The sequence below is a fragment of the Sphingomonas sp. CFBP 8765 genome, from assembly GCF_014841445.1.
Lineage (GTDB): Bacteria > Pseudomonadota > Alphaproteobacteria > Sphingomonadales > Sphingomonadaceae > Sphingomonas > Sphingomonas aerolata.
The window spans coordinates 298,008-316,483 of record NZ_JACYTY010000005.1; the positions used below are offsets into that span (position 1 = coordinate 298,008).

The following is an 18,476-nucleotide window of genomic DNA, read 5'->3' on the forward strand; positions in this document are numbered from 1 at the left end:
CGAGTACGCCGGATCGGATCATCTTCCGCTCGTGACCACCGTATCGCTCAGATCGGCCGCGACCGGGCCCGCAATCACCGGAACCGGCGCGATCGGCAGCACATTGCCGATCGGCCCTGGCAAGGCTTGGACGGCCGCCGGCCTGATTCGTGCGTCGGTGGCGGGCGCGATCATCGGTGCAGCCGGGGCGGTGCCGGCGGGCTTCTGCGCGCGGTCGATCGGCGCAAGTATCGGATCGAACGGCCCGAATGTCTTGGCCCGCACCACCCGCGTATTCCGCGCCGGATCATAGGCCGGTACCGCCTGATCGATCGCCGCCGCCTGCAGTCGCCCGAGCGTGGCCAAAAGCCGCGCCTCGGCGGCATAGGCTCCATAGGTCGTGTTGACGAACACGAGTTGCGCGGTCAGCAGGCGCTGTTCCGAATCCAGCACCTCGAAGTTCGAGCGAAATCCTTCCGCGAAGCCGCGCTGAACCCCGGTGAGCGCCGACTCCGCCGCCTCGGTCGCGCGCTGCCCCGCCGCCATCTGTTCGCCACCCGCCACCGCCTGGTTCCAGGCGTTCTGGGCATTGGCGAGTGCGGCGCGCCGCGCCGTCTCGACCTCGAACCCGAGCTGCTGGCGTTCGGCGACCGCGGCGCGGACGCGCGAGCCGATCACGCCGCCGGTCAACAGCGGCATCGTCACCGTGACCCCGCCGGTCGCCTGTGCACCAGCATCGCGCAGGCGGTAGGAATAGGGGCTTCCATAGCCATAGCTTCCCGACAGCGCGACGATCGGCGCACGTTCGGCGCGCTGCGCCGCGATCCGCGCGTCCCCCGCCTTGGTGGCGAGGATCGCCTGCCACAGGCTCGGGCTCTCCTTCTCCACCACGGCGAACGCGGCATCGAGCGAGCGCGGCAGGCCGGGCAGCGTCGGCGGCACGAGCAGCGTGCCCGGATTACGCCCGACGACCGCCGCGAACCGCCCACGGCTTGCCTGGAGGTTGACCGTCGCCTGCGCCAGCTGCGCGCGGATGATCTCGCGCTGCGCCTCGGCCTGCGCGATGTCGGTACGGGTCAGGTCGCCACCCCGTTCGCGCGCGATCGCCTGGGTCACCTGTCGCCCATAGGAGTCGAGCGAGCGCTGCTGGATCGCCACCAGCGCCTGGTCGCGCCGCACCGAGACATAGGCATCAACGACTTCGAGCAGGATCGCGTTCTCCGCCTCGCGCAGGCGTTCACGGCCGGCAAGCACGGTTGCCTCGGCCGCCGACACCTGCGCCGCGGTCCGCCCGCCGTTCAGCAGGATCTGCGATGCGGTCAGCGACGCCCCCAGGGTCCGCCCCCGCGCCGTATCGAAACCGCCAAGCAGCCCGCGCTGGTCCTGCGACTGATATTGCAGCGTCATGTTGATGCCCGCAGTCAGCCGGTACGCGGCCCCCGCCTGGACGATCTGCTCGTCGAGCGCGCGAAGCTGGGCGCGCTGGCCCTCGAGCGAGGGGTTGCTGCGATAGGCGTCGGCAATCGCCTGCCCCAGCGTTTCGGGCGCTGCGGTAGCTGCCTCCTGTGCCGTCTGCGCGAGCGCGGGCATGGCCGGCAGCAGCAGCATGGCGACGGCGAGGCAGATCCTCTCAGCGTTCATGAAGCGACCGTGAAAAGGCCTCGGTCAACGGATCGAGCAGATAGTCGAGTGCGGTCCGCGACCGCAGCTTGACGAGGACGGTGACCGGTACGCCAGCGCGGATCCCCGTATCGCGACCGCGCACAGCCTCGATCTTGGCGATCTGAGCACGCGGCACGGTGACCTCCGCGCTGAAATAGCTGCGACCGGTCTGCTCGTCGCGAAGCGAATCCGCAGAAACCGTACGAACCGTGCCGAGCAGGATCGGCAGGTCGCGTTCGTGCAGCGACAGGAACTTCACCTCCGCCTCCCGCCCGGCAAACACCCCGTCGATATCGCCCGGCGAGAAGTTCGCACGGACCACCAAAGGGGCAGCGTCGGGAACGATGTCGAGGATCGCCTGCCCCGGCTGGATCACGCCCCCCACGGAGAATACGCGCAGCCCCACCACGCGGCCCGCCACCGGCGCGCGGATGATCGTGCGCGCCAGCTGTTCGCGCGCCGCAGCCAGCTTGGGCAAGACCTCGTTCAGCTGGAACTGCGTGTCGCGCAGCAAAGTCGCACTCTCCTCGACATATTTGCGGCGGGTCTGAACGCCTTCCGCGCGGGTCTGGCCGATTTGTTCGCGCGCGGCCGCCGAGCGTGAGACATAGTCGGCGTCGGTCCCTTCGAGCTGCTGGATCGAGCGTTCGATCGCACGGACCGTGTTGCGCGACACATAGCCCTGGTCGGCAAGCGCCCGCGTGCTGTCGAGCTGTTGCCGGAGCGAGGCGCGCTGGCGGGCGGTCGCCTGAGCCTGCGCGTTAAAGCCGGTCGTCTGCTGCGCGACGGTCGCCTCCTGCTGGCGAAGAACCGCGCCATTGGCGGCAAGCGCGGCCGAGCGTGCCGCCCGCTGCGCAAGCTGGAGCGACTTCGCCCGCTCGACGAGACGGAGGTCGTCGCCCTGTGCGGACGCGAAGTCCGCGGGCCAGACGACTTCGCCGCCGCGAACGTCCGCTTCGAGCCGGGCCCGTTGCGCCTGGAGGTCGATGACGCTGGCGGCCAGCGCACGCTCGCTCGCGGTGACTTCGGCGCCTTCGAGCCGGAACAGGACGTCGCCTGCACGGACGTGCTGGCCGTCGCGCACCGCCATCGCCGCGACGATCCCGCCCTCGCGGTGCTGGACGGTCTGGCGATTGCCCGCGACGACCACCTGCCCCTCGCCTGCCGCCGCGGCATCGAGCCGCGCGAACGCCGCCCAACCGAGCCCCACGACGAAGAACAGGATCGCGACCAGCCCGCCGATCAGGATCGCATGCCGCGGGGAGTCGTCGAGGCGGAGGCGATCCGCGAGGCTTGCGCCACCGGCGGCGGGAACCGGGCTGGCCAGCTCGGCGGGAATCATCGTGCGCCTCCGGTTGCGGCGATGGGTCCCGCGCTGGGCGGGCGCAACACCTTGGCGCGGTCGTCGAACAGCTGGATCGTGCCGTTGCGCAGCACCATGATCTTGTCGACCGCCTGCAGAAGCCCGGTCCGATGCGTCGACACGATCACCGTCGCGCTACGCGCGCGGAGGGTCGAAAGCGTCGTCACCAGCCGCGCCTCACCATCGCTGTCGAGATGCGCGTTGGGCTCGTCAAGGAACAGGATCGTCGGCGTACCGAACAGCGCGCGCGCCAGCGCGACCGACTGGTTCTGCCCCGCCGACAGCCCCGACCCGTCCGCCATGCTCAGCATCGTCGCATAGCCATTGGGCAGGCCGAGGATCACCTCATGCGCACCCGCCGCCTGTGCCGCCTCGACCACTGCGGCGTCGAGCTGCTCGCTCTCACCCGCCAGCACCGACTGGAACCGCGAGATGTTGGTGTGCACCGTGGTCGGGAACAGCGACGGGGATTGCGGCATGTAGCCGACGTGCCGGCCAAGCTGTTCGCGGTTCCAGTCCGCGAGCCTCGCACCGTCGATCCGCACCTCGCCAGCGTCCGGCGACAGCGCACCCGACAGCACGCGCAGAAGCGTCGACTTGCCCGCACCGCTCGGGCCGACCAGCGCGACGATCTCGCCGGGCGCGACCGCGAAACTTATGTCCGACAGCAAAGCGCGGTCGCTGCCTTCCGCGCGCACCGTGATACCGCGGACGTCGATCCGGCCGGTCGGCGCGGGCAGCGTCGTCGCGTCGATCGCGGGTCCCGGCATCCGGCAGAAGGCATCGAGATCGCGATAGGCATTGCGCGCGGCAGCGAGCGGCTTCATCGCCCCGAGGATCTGCTCGACCGGCTGAAGTGCCCGCCCCAGCAGCAGCGACGCCGCAAAGATCGCACCGCCCGAAATATCCTGCCGGATCGCCAGCAGCGCGCCGAGCGCGAGCGCGAGGGACTGGAGCAGCAGGCGAAGGAACTTGGTGATCGCGAGAAACTGCCCCGAGGTCCCGGCGAGCGCGGCCTGACGGCGGACGAGTTCGGCGCGCTCGAGCAGATGCCGGGTGATCAGCGCATTGCGCATCCCCATCACGCGCGCGACCTCCGACCCATGGATCGACACATCCTGTTCGCGCGTCGCGAGAACCGCGCGGGCCTGCGTGTCGCGCGCGGTCCCCGCGGTCACCCGGTCGCTGAGGATCGCGATCCCGCCGAGCAGCAGCGCGCTCACGAGCGCCAGCACGCCGATCCAGACATGGAGCAGGAACGCGATGCCGATATAGATCGGCGCCCAGGGCGCATCGAACAGCGCGATGATCGTCGGCCCGGTCAGCGTCCCGCGCACCGTGTCGAAATCGCGCATCGCCTGGCTGCGCTGGCCGGTCGTCGCGCCATCGGTGCCAAGGATCCGCAGCAGGATCCCCGGTGCCGCCTGACGCTCCAGCCGCATGCTGGCGCGCAGCAGCAACCGCATGCGCACCGCGTCGAGGATCGCGAACACGACCAGCGCCAGCACCAGGATCAGCGTCAGCAGCAGCAGCGTCGTCCCGCCCCGCGTGGGCACGACCCGGTCATACACCTGCAGCATGAAGATCGACGGCACGAGGTACAGGATGTTCACCAATCCGGAGAACAGACCCGCGAAGACCAGATGCCGTCGACACCCCCTGACGGCACGCCCCAGCGCATTATGCCCGAAATCGGATGGTGCCGTCAGGGGCGCTGGGGAGGACGTCGGCATCGCGTCGTCTTAGCCACGAAGTTTAAACGAACGGTTTCTCAGGCGCTGCGCAAGGCCGATCTGCCGCTCGACGATCTCTGTCTTAACGCGCGTACGGGTTCGCTCCGTGCGAAGCGCAGCGTCTGGCCCGGGACCGACCCCACCCAATCCCGACATCCGTTCCTGTGGTCATCCTGCGTGTCGCAGGTGTAATGGTGCCGGGCCCGCCGCTACGGCGTGCAAACATCCACTGAGAGATTACGCAGCGACATGGCCCGCAAACATTCGAAACATGCCCCGTATGAGGAGCCCGATCGCGAAGACGAGGAAGGCCCGGCACCGGTCGCGCCGTGCTGGCTCTGCGGCCGCGCGCTCGGCAAGACCATTGTCTGGCATCATCCCGTGCCCAAGAGCCGGGGCGGTCGCGATGTCGTGCCGATGCATCCGATCTGCCAGCAGACCTTGATGGCGAATTTCACCAATTCCGAACTGCAACGCCACGGCATGAATGTCGACGCGCTGCTCGCCGATCCCACCGTCCGCAAATTCGTGGATTGGGTCGCCAAGAAGGATCCTGATTTCACCGCGACGACGACAAAGAAGCAACGCTGACAAGCTACGCCTCGTCGAGCGACCCAGAAAACGGTGTTCACGGCTTCTAAAACACTGCGCGTTCGCCTGCATCGATATAGATTTTGAGTGCCGTAAGATTGACCGCGTCAAATACCGAGCAGCGAGACACATTGACGTAACAGACCCGGCTATTAGAAACCGGTCATGGCTATGGAGGGGGAGCGAGTGTCCGGCCTTGGCGAAAGGACAACGATCCTTCGCACGCTGGTCGAGACCTATACCCGGCCGCTGAGCCGGTACTTCACGCGGCGTGTGTCCGCGCCGCACGACGTCCCCGACCTGGTCCAGGAGGTTTTCCTGAGGCTAAGTCGGCTGGAAGACCCGAACGGCATTCGCCAGCATGACAGCTTCATCTTCGTCACTGCGGCCAATGTCCTGAAGGATCAGGCCCGGCGCAATCAGGCGCGGGGCGCGGGATTGTCGGATCCAATCGACGATCTCTCGCTTGAAGGTTCGGATTTCGCGCCCGACCGCGTCTTGGCGAGTAAGTACATCGCGGACGCGTTGCGGCGTGCGCTTGCCGAACTGCCCGAACGGACACGCGACGTGTTCGTGCTCAGGATGCTGGAGGGATTGAAGATGGCCGATGTCGCGCATGCCATGGCGATCTCGACGCGTGCCGCCGAGAAGCACCAGGCACGCGCGCTCGCGCATGTCGCGGAACGCCTGAAGGACTGGCATCGGTGAGCGATCCCGTGATGATCGAAGCCGCGGCATGGGCCGAACGGCTGGACCGCGACCCGAGCGCTGCAATGCGTGCGCGGTTCGACGACTGGCATGCGCGAACGGATCACGCTGCAGCCTGGGCGGTGATAGCCCAAGCACGGGCTGCGACTGCAGCGCTGGCGGACCATCCCGACCTGCTGGCATTGCGGCACGCGGCCGTGGCGCGTGCCGCGCTGCGCCGCGAGCCGCGACGAGTCGCGCCGTGGATGCTGGCCGCGGCCGCCTGTGCCACGGTGGTCGCGCCGCTGGCGCTGTGGCGCTTCGCCGATGATACGCCTGCCGTGCAGGTCGCCGAAACACCCGTGTACCGGACGGCGACACGTCAGCGCCTCATGGTCACGCTGTCCGACGGGTCGCGGCTGACTCTCGATACCGACACGCGGGTCCGGATGGCCTATACGCGCACCGAGCGTCGATTGGTGTTGGAACGCGGACAGGCCTTGTTCGAGGTCGCGAAGCATCAGACCCGGCCGTTCGTCGTCACTGCCGGCGCGCAGGCGGTCACCGCGCACGGCACCGCGTTCGACGTGCGGCTCGAAACCAGTGCGGTGCGCGTCGCGCTGCTCGAAGGGCTCGTCAGCGTCGCCGGCAAGGGCGCGCCCGGCAAGCCCGTCGCCATGGTGCCGGACGACGTCCTCACCGCATCGGCCAGCGGCGTGTCGGTTCGCCACATGCCCGGCAGCGCTCAGCGGCTGGCAAGCTGGAGCGAAGGCCGGCTCGTGTTCGAGGACGAGGCATTAAGTCAGGCCGTCGCCGAGATAAATCGCTACAGCGTCCAGCAGATCGCGATCGTCGACGCCGCGGCGGGCCGGGTCCGGATCAGCGGCGCGTTCCGGACGGGCGAGGTCCAGCCGTTCCTCGACGCGCTCGAACTGGGCTTTCCCGTCAGCGTCGATCGGCACCCGAACGGCAGCATCACGATCGCCTCGAAAAAATAATCGACCCGAGGGCAAAACCCGGTTCGGGTTTTCCAACGTCCCGCGTCTTTACTGTCAGATCGACCCCGGCAGAGGGATCGCAGGAACAGGGAGGGTTGCATGACATCCACAGGCAGGGCCGTGCTGATACGCGGCGTGATGTTGACCGCATTGGCGCTCGGCGCAGGTGGGATCCCGATCGGCGTCACCGCGCAGGCCGCTATCGGCATCCGCATCGCGCGGCAGGACATGAGCACCGCGTTGCTCGCCTTCTCGCGCCAGAGTGGCAGGCAGATCCTGTTCTCCCCCACCCTCGTCCGCGGCAAGACCGCGCGCGCGGTGGCCGGCCGGATGGACGTCGGCGCGGCGCTGACGACGATCCTGAAAGGCTCCGGTCTCGGCCACCGGCTGACGCCGGGCGGGGCCTATCTGATCATCGACACGCATGCTCAGGCGGCCGAAGCCACGCCAGCGGCGGTTCAGGTCGCCCCGGCGCAGGCGGCAGCCGATCCGGCTGCGACGCAGGTGCCCGAGGAAACCGCCCCCGATATCATCGTCATCGGCACCGCGGGCGCAGGCACCCGGCGCCAGGACGCCGCGTTCGCGGTCACCACGATCGACAGCAGCATGGCGCAGCGGCTCGGCACTGCCAGCACCGCCGAGGTCCTCCGCGCGGTGCCGGGGGTCAGCACCGAAAGCTCGGGCGGCAAGACCGGCGCGAACATCTTCGTGCGCGGCTATCCATCTGGTGGCGATGCGGAATATGTCACCTTCCAGACGCAGGGCGTGCCCTTCTTCCCGCCGCCGACGCTGTCGTTCCTCGAAAACACGCAGCTGATCCGTATCGACGAGACGATCCAGCGCGTCGAAGCGGTGCGCGGCGGCACCGGCGCGCTGTTCTCGAACGGTCAGCCCGGCCTGACCGTCAACCTCGTCCAGCGCGAGGGCAAGCAGACGCCGGCCGGATTGCTGAAACTCAGCGGCACCGATTTCGGCGAGTTCCGCGTCGACAGCTACGTCTCGGGGCCGATCGACGACAGCACAACCTATATGCTCGGCGGCTATTACTCGACCTCGCGCGGGATCCGCGACGCGCAGTTCGAGGCGGAGCGCGGTGGTCAGATCACCGGCAATATCCGCCATGACTTCGACAAGGGCTCGATCCTGCTCTTCGGTCGCTATCTCGACGATCGCGGCCAGTGGCTGCTGCCCATCCCGGTCGTCCAGGACGGCGACAAGATCCGCGAATATCCCGGCTTTGATGCAGGCACCGGAACGCTCGTTGGGCGCGACACGCGGATCGGCGTGCGCAACGACGGCAGCCGGGTCGATCTGGCGGATGGCCGCAGCGCGAAGATCTACAATCTGGGCGGCAATTTCGATTACGAACTCGGCAGCGGGATCACGGTTCGCGATCGCGGCAGCTGGATGGAGGGCGATGCGAACACGATCGGTCTCGTCCCCGGCGGCGCCGCGCCGGTCACCGCCGCCGCCTATGCCGCCGGCCGGGGCGGGACGATCGGGTCGCTCACCTTCGCGACCGGCGGTGCGGCGGCCTCGCCCAACCAGGCGGTCGTCGAGGCCGGCCTCTGGAGCGTCGAGAAGCACATCCAGGCCTTCGTCAACGATTTCGCGCTCGAGTGGAAATCGGGCAGCAACACGCTGACCGGCGGCGTCTACTACACGCGGTACAAGTCGCGTGACCGATGGAATCTCGGCAACAGCATGCTGCTCACCGCCGAGCCAAACGCCCGCCGACTGAATCTGACATTCGCGGATGGCCGGATCGTCACGCGGGACGGCTTCTCGGGCGGATCGACGTTCAAGGTCAACGCGCGCTACACCGGCGAGGACGTCGCGGGCTATGCGGTCGACGAACTGCAGATTACCGACCAGCTGCGGATCGACGGCGGCGTCCGGTGGCAGCATCACTCGGTCGACGGCACGCTCGAAAACCTTGCAGCGACGGTCCCGGCGGCGGGTGCGGACGGCAATCCGCTGACGCTCTACGACAATGGCGATGCGCAGCTGAACGGCACCTTCCGCACGATCCGCTATCGCGGCGATGCCTGGTCGTGGACCGGCGGCGTCAATTACGACCTGACCCGGCAGGTCGGCGCGTTCGTCCGCTACAGCCGCGGCAACAGCTTCCCGTTCTTCGACAATCTGCGCGACGGCATCGACGTCGCACCGCAGGTCGACAGCTATGAGGGCGGCGTGAAGGTCTCGACCGGCATCGCCAACCTGTACGCGACGCTGTTCCACAACACGTTCGACGGCCTTGCGACGACGGTCATCACCAGCGGCGCCCCGATCGCGTCGGTCGGCGGCGCCAAGGCGACCGGCGTCGAGTTCGAGGGGCAGTTGCGGCCGTTCGGCGGCTTCACGCTCAGCGGGTCGGCGACCTATCTCGACGCCAGCTACCGCGACTTCTTCACCGATGGCGGCCGGACCGATCTCACCGGCAATCGGGTTCAGCGCCAGCCGAAATGGCAGTGGCGCGTGACCCCCGCCTATGATCTCGAGCTCGGCGGCGATGCGAAGGCGGGAGTCTATGCGACGATCGGCTATATCGGCGACCGCTTCTCCGACGTCCAGAACGCGCAGGTGCTGCCGAGCTTTTACAAGCTCGACGCAGGGATCACGCTCGATCTGAACCGGCAGGTGCAGTTCCAGGTGATCGGTGACAATCTGACCGACGAGATCGGGCTGACCGAAGGCAATCCGCGCACGCTCGGATCGCAGGGCAGCGGCACGATCCTCGCAAGACCGATCGTGGGTCGCTCGATCCGGTTCGCCGCCGCGTTCAAGTTCTGACACAGCCAAGGGTGATCGATCCCGCCCCGTCGGGGGATCGATCACCCTGGCGAAATGGTTGCGATCTTCATGAAAACCCTTTGCCGTTTTGCCGCCCTGGCCTCGGTCGCCGCGATGGCGCCTGCCCAGACCGCTCCGTCCCGACCGACTGCATCCGCCGCGAAGGCCCAGTCGCCCGCCGATATCTATGGCCCGCTGTTCCAGGCCGTGCAGCAGGGTCACGTCTTCGCGGACGGCAAGACGTTCGTCGATGCCGTCCCCAAGCGCGCGGCCGCGGCGATCATGGCGGACTATGCGCGGACCAGACCCGCCGGCCCGGCGCTGAAGGCGTTCGTGCTCGCCAATTTCGTGGTGCCCGGCGAGAACGACCGGGGCTCGGGCGATCTGAGGTCGCATGTCCGGGCCTTGTGGCCGCAACTCGTCCGTCAGCCGGTCGCCCCCGTCGCAGGCAGCTCCGCCCTGCCGCTGCCGGCGCCCTATGTCGTACCGGGCGGGCGCTTCCGCGAAATCTATTACTGGGACAGCTATTTCACGATGCTCGGGCTGAAGGTCGACGGCAAGCAGCCGCTCGTCGAATCGATGCTCGACGATTTCACCAGCCTGATCGAGCGTTACGGGCACATCCCGAACGGGACGCGGACCTATTATCTCAGCCGTTCGCAGCCGCCTTATTACGCGCTGATGCTCGATCTCTCGACCAACACCGACCCCGGTGTCGCGAAGCGTCGGCTGGCGGCGTTGCGCGCCGAGCACGCCTTCTGGATGAAGGGCGCGACCTGCCTCGACGGCAACCCGGCCTGTCTCCGCGTCGTGCGGATGCCCGACGGCAGCGTGCTCAACCGCTATTATGACGACCGCGATACGCCGCGCGACGAATCCTATGCCGAGGACGTCGAGACCGCGGCCAGGGCGGCACCCCGCGCCGCCGCCGATACGCAGCGCAACCTGCGTGCGGGCGCGGAGAGCGGATGGGATTTCAGCTCACGCTGGCTCCGCGATCCCCGGTTGCTCGCCACAATCCACACCACCGACATCGTGCCCGTCGATCTCAACAGCCTGATCTGGGCGATGGAACGCCGTATCGCCGCACGCTGCCAGACCGCGGGCGACACCCCCTGCGTGACCGAATTCACGACCCTGGCGACCAAGCGCAAGACGGCGATCGACCGCTATCTCTGGCAGGCGACGACCGCGCGCTACGCCGACTGGGACCTGTCGTCGCGCAAGCCAACGACCAGCATCAATGCCGCGATGCTGCACCCGCTGTTCGTCGGGCTTGCGTCGCCGGCGCAGGCGAAGGCCGTCGCCGCGACGGTGCGCAAATCATTGGTCGCCGAGGGCGGCCTGCGCACGACGACGCTCAACACCGGGCAGCAATGGGACGAACCCAATGGCTGGGCACCGCTGCAATGGGTCGCGATCGCAGGGCTCGAGCGAAACGGCGAACCGGCGCTGGCCAAGGACATCGCCAGACGCTGGCTCGGGACGGTCGGCGCGGCCTATGCCGACACCGGCAAGATGCTCGAAAAGTATAATATCGAACAGCGCATACCGGGCGGGGGCGGCGAATATCCGGTCCAGGACGGGTTCGGCTGGACCAACGGCGTGACCAGCGCGATCCTCGATCGCTTCCCGGACCTGGCCCAGCCGTCGACCAGTGTTCGCAAATAGGCGCTCGGCAATAGGATCATTCTTGTCATCGGCCGCCTTTAACGCGACCTGTCGGCTTTGCAGGAGATGACGTTGGATATCGAGCAGTTCACCGGCGACGCAGCGATCACGGGGTCGGACGCGCTCATCGTCGTCGACCCGCAGATCGACTTCTGCCCGGGCGGCCGGCTGGCGGTTGCGGGCGGGAACGAGATCATGGCCGGGATCGAACGGCTCGCTCCGCGGTTCCGGCATGTCGTCGTAACGCAGGACTGGCATCCTGCGGGACACCAGTCCTTCGCGAGCGGCCACCCCGGTCGGCAGCCGTTCGATACCGTGCCGATGCCATATGGCGAGCAGGTCCTATGGCCCGATCACTGCGTCCAGGGAACCGCTGGTTCCGAGTTCCATCCCGACGTGCAGGGCACCATCCGCCGCGCTCACGTCATCGTTCGTAAGGGGTATAATTCGGAAATTGATTCCTATTCGGCCTTTTTCGAGAACGACAAGACGACGAGAACGGGGCTGGCCGGGTATCTGCGGGACAAGCAGGTCCGGCGGTGCGTGTTCGTTGGGCTGGCCTATGATTTCTGCGTCGCCTGGTCGGCACTCGATGCGCGGCGCGAGGGCTTCGAAGCGTCTATCCTGACGGACTACACGCGAGCGATCGCGATGCCGGCAGGTGATGGAACGACAGTCGACGTGGCTGAAGCGCAGTTCCGCGCAGCCGGCGTCCGGTTGATATAGACTTCAAAATGGCGCGGAAGGATGGTCACGTGTCGACGCCGCGCACGCTCCCTACCCTTTCCGTGCCTGATATTACCGGCGTCCACCCTTTGGTCGGCCGAGCGCGACGACGATACCAGCGCCGACAACACCCAGCATCACAACCGCGGGGTGAAGCTTTTGCACCTGCAGCACGCTGCTCGATGTGCGCGCGTGGACATGCTGGGTCCCGCGCAGCGCATCAGCCCGCGGATCATAGAGATTGTCGCGGCGTGCCGGATCACCGGGATCCCCGGGCTTCTGCTGCGCGAACGTGCCGACCAGTTCCATGATCCGGTCGCTCACCCGCGGTGCGGAGCGCGAGAGAAGCGAGGCCAGCCGCCCGCCACCGCCAGCATACAGCGTCCGCCGCGGCGTCTCGCAAGCGAACAGCACCGCGTCGGCGACGACGGAGGGGGTGTAGAGCGGCGGTGGCAGGCGCGGTGGCTGATCCATGAAATTGCGCGCATGTTCGGGAAATGGCGTGTCGATCGCGCCGGGCTTGATCAGCGTGACCGAGATGCCGGCCCCCTCCTGCTCGAGCTCCATCCGCAACGTGTCCGTCAGCGCCTGCACCGCATGCTTGGTCGCGCCATAGGGCCCCTGCTCGACGATCGCGCGGTCGCTGAGGATCGAGCCGATGTTGACGATCGCGCCGCCTCGCTCGCGCAGATGGCGGGCCGCGACCAGCGATCCGTGCAGCACGCCAAAATAATTGACGTCGAACACCTGCCGGTGATCGGCGACCGGCACCTGATCGAGCGTGCCGTACGTGCCTGTCGCGGCATTGTTCACCCAGCTGTCGAAGCCGCCGAACGCCGTGAGCGCAACGGCGGCGACACGCTCGACCGCGGCCATGTCGCTGACGTCGGCGACGCAGACCGCAATGCGTCCGCCATCGGCCGACAGACGGGCGCGGAGGGCCTCGAGCGCGGCGTCGTTCCGCGCGGTCGCGACGACGGCCGCACCGCGTTGCACGGCGGCCTCGACGATTGCGAGGCCGTTGCCGCTGGTCGCGCCCGTAACGACGATGACCTGATCGCGAAGGGGTTTCAGTGTGAGGACCATGGCGATCAGCGCCCCAGTGGCGACTGGGCGTAATCGGCAAGCAAGGCCGCGACATCGTCATAGATCGCGACCGCACCCGCGCCGTTCAGTTGCTCGTCGCTGAACTTGCCCGATCGGACCGCAACCGCGGCGATCCCGCACTTGGCGGCCGCCTCAATATCATAAGGCGTATCGCCGACGACGATCACCTCTGCAGGATCGATCCCCGGCAGCGCCTTCAGCGCGGTGGCGAAAATGTCCGGGGCGGGTTTGGTGCGCTCGACGTCGTCGCTGCTCGTCGTTGCGCCGATCAGATCGCGCGCCTCGAGCAGCGCGATGTAATGATCGAGCTCCGATCCCGACGCCGACGAGGCGAGCACGACCTGCTGCCCCAGGCTATGCGCGTGCGCCAGCAGATCATGCGCGCGAGCGAACGGCTTGGCAGTCTCGAGATATTTTGCCTTGAAGATCTCGCCGTGCGTATCGCCGAGTTTCTCCTGCTCCTCCGCGTCGGCACCGGGCAACAGGGTCGGCACGAGCATGTCGGTCCCCTTGCCGATCTGATCGTGGATCACCTGCCGGTCGAAGGACGCCCCGACACCTGCAAAGGCCTCCTCCCAGGCGAGGACATGCATGTCATTGGTATCGACCAGCGTGCCGTCGATGTCGAAGAGGATGGCCTTGATCTGCATATCTAATTCCCGAATCGAAGTCGCGTTTGCCAGCCGGCCTGCCAGCGCCCCGCAGGTGCGCCGGTGAGTGTCGGCGAAGGTTGCTGACATCCCAACGGTCCGCTGTCCGAATTGGCCCCGACGACGGCAAGCATGGCGGGGCGCGCGGCCTCCGTGAAACTGTTCAAGGCGTGATTTTTCGCCGGCGAGGAGCCCAACCTGACGGTCATTTCCGGCAATTTACCAATGATCCCAGGCGTTTAGTCACACTGATGAGGATCAATACGAAATATTCTCGACGAATAGTCAAGATCGTCAGGAACGATGAGGACATCCAAATCGCTATGTCTCCATCAATATCCGGGGCCTGACGCGTGGCTTGACGGTAGAACACATGATGCGATGACGCCACCCGGCGATCTCGTTGTTGTTTCTGCCGACTACGCTCCGTCGAGATCGCCCGATGACTGATGAGTTCTGACGGCAAATGGTACTTTTGAAAGTACGGCACGCCACTTAAAAGACGGAGACTTTCTGATGCGCGCACTGGTTTGGCATGGAAAAGGCGATGTTCGGGTCGATACTGTCGCGGATCCCGAGATCAAGCATCCGCGTGACGCGATCATCAAGGTGTCGTCTTGCGCGATCTGCGGGTCCGATCTTCATCTGCTCGACGGCTATCAGCCGACGATGCAGGCCGGGGACATTCTCGGCCATGAGAATATGGGCGTCGTCGTCGCACTGGGCTCCGAGATTACCAACCTGAAGATCGGCGACCGCGTCGTCGTGCCGTTCACGATCAGCTGCGGCGATTGCTTCTTCTGCCGCAAGGGGCTGTTCTCGGCGTGCGAGCGGACCAACCCGAATGCCGAAATGGCGATCAAGGCGATGGGGCATTCGCCTGCCGGTTTGTTCGGCTTCAGCCACATGCTTGGCGGATATTGCGGTGGCCAGGCAGAGTATCTGCGCGTGCCGATGGCCGATATCGGCCCGATCAAGGTGCCGGACAACGTCACCGACGATCAGGCGCTGTTCCTCTCCGACATCTTCCCGACGGGCTATATGGCCGCCGAGAATGCGAACATCGAAGAGGGCGACACCGTGGCGATCTGGGGCTGCGGTCCGGTCGGCCAGTTCGCGATCCGATCGGCGCTGATGCTCGGCGCAGGCCGTGTGATCGCGATCGACGAGGTGCCCGAGCGCCTGGCGATGGCCGAGGCCGGCGGTGCGGAGACGATCAACTTCGCCGAGGTCGACAGCGTCTATGACGAACTCCAGTTCCGCACCAAGGGCCGCGGTCCGGACAGCTGCATCGATGCCGTCGGTGCAGAGGCTTCGGGTCATGGCGCAATGGATGCAGTGATCGACAAGGTGAAGGCGGCGACGTTCCTCGCCACCGACCGTGTGCATGTCCTGCGCGAGGCCATCATGAGCTGCCGGATGGGTGGCACGGTCTCGATCCCCGGCGTCTATGTCGGGATGGGCGACAAGATCCCTATCGGCGCGATGATGAACAAGGGGCTGACGATCAAGACCGGCCAGACGCATGTCCAGGCCTACACCAAGCCCTTGCTGGCGCGCATCGAAGCCGGCGACATCGACCCGAGCTTTGTCGTGACTCACCCTGCAAGCCTCGAGGATGCGCCCGAAATGTACCAGAAGTTCCGCGACAAGCAGGACGGTGTCATCAAGGTCGTGCTGCGGCCGTAACCCTGCCCCACCCCGGTCCGCTCGGCATGCCGATCGGGGTGGCCGCTTCCTATCCACGACCGTCACGAGGAGTTTTCATGAGCGACAAGGTTCATACCCCCGTCCCGGGCAATCCCGCGAGCAAGGGCGCACCGGATGGCGTCTCGGAGTCGCCTCGCAGCGATACCGACGGCCGCGTTCATGGTCGCAGCGACGGCGGTGAGAGCGCGGGCGGCGCCTATCCCAACCCGCACGAAGGCAAGACCGACGCCGATACCAGCCCCGCGTCGCAGGGCGGCCAGACGGACATCGCCTATCATGGTGGCGGTCAGGCGGGCAAAGGCGGAGGCAGCGCGGGGAACGCGGCTGCCGGCTCGAGCGGTGGCGGCGGCACGACGATCGCGGCGGACCCGGATGCCGATCGGACCCCGCACTCGATCGCGGCCGAGCATGGCACGATCAAGGTCGTCGAGACGTCCGGTATCGCCGAGGCCGAGGCAACGGGCAAAGTGGGCACCGATGCGCGCTACGAGAACGAACAGGCGAAGCCCGGCGCGGGCTGACGCCTGGACGGCACGCCCCCTATTCAACGTCAATCACGCCACCGGGCATTTCTGGCCCGTGCACCAGCAAGGAGTATCCCATGTCTGCACCCGAAGATCTGAAAGACATCTACACCGACGAGCTGAAGGACCTGTGGTCGGCGAACGACCAGATGAAGAAGGTCCTTAAGAAGATCACGTCGAAGGCCAGCGATGCCGCGCTGAAGGACATGCTGACCAAGTCGCAGGCGGATATCGAGAAGCATACCGATCTCCTCAAGGAACTGATCGCGTCGAACGACGAGAAGGTTTCCAAGGAGCATTGCAAGGGCATGGAAGGGCTGGTTGCCGAAGCCACCAAGCATGTCGTCGAAGAGGGTCCGGCAAAGGGTCCGTTGCTCGATGTCATGATCATCGCCCAATATCAGCGGATGACGCATTACGGGATCGCCGGTTTCGGCACGGCCGCGGCCTATGCCAAGGCGCTGGGTCTCAAGGATGATCACAAGGCGCTGAATGCGGCCACCAAGGACATTTACGGTGGCGACGAATATATGACGAAGCTCGCCGAGACGAGCGTCAACATCGACGCCGAAGACGCCTGAAACGATCGCCCGCCGGCTCACCCCGGCGGGCGATGTCCTGCCCCGTAGACGACGGACGCGACAGTCATGACTACCTACCCCTTGAGCGAGCCGGCCCGGATCTTCGCTGACGCATCGTCCGCCGGCGCGACACCAACGGAAGTCGGCCGCGGAACGCTGGAGGCGTGCGTCGATATCGTCGCTGGTCTGTCGGAGGCGCGGCAGCGTTCCGTCGCCATCCATATGGACGATCTCGACCTCCGGTTCGATGCGCGGGAGATCGGCGAATTGCTCCACTATCTCCGCGCTGAAAAACCGGGTCTTTCAAACGCAGAAATTACCGAGATCAAGGTCGCCGACCAGTAGCGACAAAGGCGCTCGCGGCGTTCCGCGATTGCCTGTACGCCCCGCGTCTTCCGGATCACACGGACTACGCTGTAGCCCGGCGGGGACAACCGCGGTGACATTGACCGTCGCTGTCATTTGCGACCATCATAACCACATGATCATATCGCAGGCCGATGCGCGCCGCATTGCCCTTGCAGCCCAGGGGTTCGACCGACCGCCGCCTCCTCGGGTCACGGCGGCGCATGTCCGCAAGGTCGCCGATCGGACGGGCCTTCTCCAGATCGACAGCGTCAACGTGCTGGCCCGCGCGCATTACCTGCCACTGTTTTCCCGGCTTGGCAGCTACGACCGGGCGCTGCTCGAGCGCGCCGCCTGGGGCCCGAAGCCGCATCGCCGCTTCTTCGAATATTGGGCGCATGAGGCGTCGCTGCTGCCGCTCGAGCTTCATCCGCTGCTGCGATGGCGGATGGCCCGCGCTGAGCGAGGCGAGATTGGCTACGCCGCGCTTCGCCGCTTTGCGACAGAGCATCGCAGCGAAGCCGACGCCGTGCTGGCGCGCATCGCAGCCGAGGGCCCCCTGACCGCCGCCGACTTCGAAAGCGGCACGAGCCGCAGCGGCTGGTGGGAATGGAGCGACGTCAAACACGCGCTGGAATGGCTGTTCTGGTCGGGCCGGATCACCACGGCGACACGGCGGGGCAGTTTCGCGCGGGTCTATGACCTGCCCGAGCGGGTGCTGCCCCCTGCTGTACTGGCTCTGCCCACACCGAGCGTTGCCGAGGCGCAGCGGGCGCTGATCGAGCGGAGCGCCCGCGCGCTCGGCATCGCGACCGCTGCCGAGCTGCGTGATTATTTCCGGCTGAAGCCCGTCGAGGCGGATCATGCCATTGCCGATCTGGCCGAGGATCAGGTGTTGGTGCCGGTCCGCGTGGACGGGTGGAGCCAGAAGGTCTGGCTCCACCGCGACGCCGCGGTGCCCCGCCGGGTGCGCGGGGCGGCCTTGCTGGCGCCCTTCGATCCGCTGATCTGGGAACGCGGCCGCACCGAACGCCTGTTCGGCTTCCGGTATCGTATCGAGATCTATGTGCCGCAGGCGCAACGCACCCACGGCTATTATGTGCTGCCCTTCCTGATGGACGAGGCGTTGGTCGCGCGGGTCGATCTCAAGGCGGACCGGCAAGCGGGCGTGCTGCTGGCAAAACGCATAACGCTCGAACCGGGGGCGCCCGGCGACACGCTGCCGCGGCTCCACATCGAGTTGGAGCGGATGGCGCAATGGCTCGGGCTGTCGGACGTTCGTGTCGGCGACATCATCCGCCCCGCGTGATGCAGGATGCCGCGATCGCAGGATTGCCGCCAAAGGTCAGTGGC

At 66.7% G+C, this 18,476-nt stretch carries 16 protein-coding genes; 11 read left to right on the forward strand and 5 right to left on the reverse strand.

Annotation, left to right across the window (positions count from 1 at the left end; translation table 11 throughout):
- Positions 1 to 18: 18 nt before the first annotated feature.
- Genes IFT87_RS14630 through IFT87_RS14640 form a run of 3 tightly spaced genes read right to left on the reverse strand, consistent with a single transcriptional unit; the run spans position 19 to position 4,737 of the window.
- Positions 19 to 1,620, reverse strand: coding sequence for a TolC family outer membrane protein (locus IFT87_RS14630; protein ID WP_192191041.1), 1,602 nt, complete (start codon positions 1,618 to 1,620; stop codon positions 19 to 21).
- Entirely contained in the window at positions 1,610 to 2,983 is a 1,374-nt protein-coding gene (locus IFT87_RS14635; protein WP_037531502.1) for an HlyD family type I secretion periplasmic adaptor subunit, read from the reverse strand. Before IFT87_RS14635 ends, IFT87_RS14630 begins: the two co-directional genes overlap by 11 nt.
- Positions 2,980 to 4,737, reverse strand: coding sequence for a type I secretion system permease/ATPase (locus tag IFT87_RS14640; RefSeq protein ID WP_084215254.1), 1,758 nt, complete (start codon positions 4,735 to 4,737; stop codon positions 2,980 to 2,982). Before IFT87_RS14640 ends, IFT87_RS14635 begins: the two co-directional genes overlap by 4 nt.
- Positions 4,738 to 4,986: 249 nt before the next feature.
- Between IFT87_RS14640 and IFT87_RS14645 the strand changes: the two genes are divergently transcribed.
- The 6 genes from IFT87_RS14645 to IFT87_RS14670 all read left to right on the forward strand — a co-directional run bounded on the left by IFT87_RS14645 (position 4,987) and on the right by IFT87_RS14670 (position 12,206).
- Positions 4,987 to 5,328, forward strand: coding sequence for a hypothetical protein (locus IFT87_RS14645; RefSeq protein WP_031439936.1), 342 nt, complete (start codon positions 4,987 to 4,989; stop codon positions 5,326 to 5,328).
- A gap of 186 nt (positions 5,329 to 5,514) precedes the next feature.
- A complete protein-coding gene (locus IFT87_RS14650) occupies positions 5,515 to 6,036 on the forward strand; it encodes an RNA polymerase sigma factor (protein ID WP_235188309.1) in 522 nt (173 codons plus the stop codon).
- Positions 6,033 to 7,013 carry a FecR domain-containing protein gene (locus IFT87_RS20500; RefSeq protein WP_192191043.1) on the forward strand — a complete coding sequence of 327 codons (981 nt, stop codon included), beginning with the start codon at positions 6,033 to 6,035 and terminating at the stop codon, positions 7,011 to 7,013. Before IFT87_RS14650 ends, IFT87_RS20500 begins: the two co-directional genes overlap by 4 nt.
- A 99-nt stretch (positions 7,014 to 7,112) precedes the next feature.
- Complete coding sequence (locus tag IFT87_RS14660) at positions 7,113 to 9,809, forward strand: TonB-dependent receptor (RefSeq protein ID WP_249403362.1); 2,697 nt, start codon at positions 7,113 to 7,115, stop codon at positions 9,807 to 9,809.
- A gap of 69 nt (positions 9,810 to 9,878) precedes the next feature.
- A complete protein-coding gene (gene treF, locus IFT87_RS14665) occupies positions 9,879 to 11,480 on the forward strand; it encodes an alpha,alpha-trehalase TreF (RefSeq protein ID WP_031439931.1) in 1,602 nt (533 codons plus the stop codon).
- 66 nt (positions 11,481 to 11,546) lie between these two features.
- Entirely contained in the window at positions 11,547 to 12,206 is a 660-nt protein-coding gene (locus tag IFT87_RS14670; protein WP_042466708.1) for a nicotinamidase, read from the forward strand.
- 72 nt (positions 12,207 to 12,278) lie between these two features.
- On the opposite strand, the gene IFT87_RS14675 is transcribed toward IFT87_RS14670, so the two are convergent.
- Together IFT87_RS14675 and IFT87_RS14680 are read right to left on the reverse strand one after the other, a co-directional pair.
- A complete protein-coding gene (locus IFT87_RS14675) occupies positions 12,279 to 13,292 on the reverse strand; it encodes an SDR family oxidoreductase (RefSeq protein WP_037527547.1) in 1,014 nt (337 codons plus the stop codon).
- Positions 13,293 to 13,297: 5 nt separating this feature from the next.
- Positions 13,298 to 13,963 carry an HAD family hydrolase gene (locus tag IFT87_RS14680; protein ID WP_037527550.1) on the reverse strand — a complete coding sequence of 222 codons (666 nt, stop codon included), beginning with the start codon at positions 13,961 to 13,963 and terminating at the stop codon, positions 13,298 to 13,300.
- Between the two features lie 516 nt (positions 13,964 to 14,479).
- Between IFT87_RS14680 and IFT87_RS14685 the strand changes: the two genes are divergently transcribed.
- The 5 genes from IFT87_RS14685 (at position 14,480) to IFT87_RS14705 (ending at position 18,432) form a co-directional block, all read left to right on the forward strand.
- Positions 14,480 to 15,652: a zinc-dependent alcohol dehydrogenase gene (locus IFT87_RS14685; protein WP_192191045.1), complete on the forward strand. Its 1,173-nt coding sequence runs from the start codon at positions 14,480 to 14,482 to the stop codon at positions 15,650 to 15,652.
- Positions 15,653 to 15,729: 77 nt separating this feature from the next.
- The gene (locus IFT87_RS14690; RefSeq protein ID WP_037527552.1) at positions 15,730 to 16,194 is read left to right on the forward strand and encodes a hypothetical protein; all 465 of its coding nucleotides are present in this window, start codon (positions 15,730 to 15,732) and stop codon (positions 16,192 to 16,194) included.
- A gap of 80 nt (positions 16,195 to 16,274) precedes the next feature.
- Positions 16,275 to 16,778, forward strand: a complete 504-nt coding sequence (locus tag IFT87_RS14695; RefSeq protein WP_031439927.1) for a ferritin-like domain-containing protein — start codon at positions 16,275 to 16,277, stop codon at positions 16,776 to 16,778.
- A 66-nt stretch (positions 16,779 to 16,844) separates the two neighbouring features.
- The gene (locus IFT87_RS14700; RefSeq protein WP_037527559.1) at positions 16,845 to 17,123 is read left to right on the forward strand and encodes a hypothetical protein; all 279 of its coding nucleotides are present in this window, start codon (positions 16,845 to 16,847) and stop codon (positions 17,121 to 17,123) included.
- Positions 17,124 to 17,259: 136 nt separating this feature from the next.
- Complete coding sequence (locus IFT87_RS14705) at positions 17,260 to 18,432, forward strand: winged helix-turn-helix domain-containing protein (RefSeq protein ID WP_037527561.1); 1,173 nt, start codon at positions 17,260 to 17,262, stop codon at positions 18,430 to 18,432.
- Positions 18,433 to 18,476: the final 44 nt, after the last annotated feature.

Bases quoted from the DNA above. Each gene is read 5' to 3' on its own strand.
- IFT87_RS14645 (WP_031439936.1), top strand. From the start codon at position 4,987: ATGGCCCGCAAACATTCGAAACATGCCCCGTATGAGGAGCCCGATCGC.
- IFT87_RS14670 (WP_042466708.1), top strand. From the start codon at position 11,547: ATGACGTTGGATATCGAGCAGTTCACCGGCGACGCAGCGATCACGGGG.
- IFT87_RS14640 (WP_084215254.1), bottom strand. From the start codon at position 4,737: ATGCCGACGTCCTCCCCAGCGCCCCTGACGGCACCATCCGATTTCGGG.
- IFT87_RS14630 (WP_192191041.1), bottom strand. From the start codon at position 1,620: ATGAACGCTGAGAGGATCTGCCTCGCCGTCGCCATGCTGCTGCTGCCG.
- IFT87_RS14685 (WP_192191045.1), top strand. From the start codon at position 14,480: ATGCGCGCACTGGTTTGGCATGGAAAAGGCGATGTTCGGGTCGATACT.
- IFT87_RS14680 (WP_037527550.1), bottom strand. From the start codon at position 13,963: ATGCAGATCAAGGCCATCCTCTTCGACATCGACGGCACGCTGGTCGAT.
- IFT87_RS14675 (WP_037527547.1), bottom strand. From the start codon at position 13,292: ATGGTCCTCACACTGAAACCCCTTCGCGATCAGGTCATCGTCGTTACG.
- IFT87_RS14635 (WP_037531502.1), bottom strand. From the start codon at position 2,983: ATGATTCCCGCCGAGCTGGCCAGCCCGGTTCCCGCCGCCGGTGGCGCA.
- IFT87_RS14700 (WP_037527559.1), top strand. From the start codon at position 16,845: ATGACTACCTACCCCTTGAGCGAGCCGGCCCGGATCTTCGCTGACGCA.
- treF (WP_031439931.1), top strand. From the start codon at position 9,879: ATGAAAACCCTTTGCCGTTTTGCCGCCCTGGCCTCGGTCGCCGCGATG.
- IFT87_RS14695 (WP_031439927.1), top strand. From the start codon at position 16,275: ATGTCTGCACCCGAAGATCTGAAAGACATCTACACCGACGAGCTGAAG.
- IFT87_RS14705 (WP_037527561.1), top strand. From the start codon at position 17,260: ATGATCATATCGCAGGCCGATGCGCGCCGCATTGCCCTTGCAGCCCAG.
- IFT87_RS14690 (WP_037527552.1), top strand. From the start codon at position 15,730: ATGAGCGACAAGGTTCATACCCCCGTCCCGGGCAATCCCGCGAGCAAG.
- IFT87_RS14660 (WP_249403362.1), top strand. From the start codon at position 7,113: ATGACATCCACAGGCAGGGCCGTGCTGATACGCGGCGTGATGTTGACC.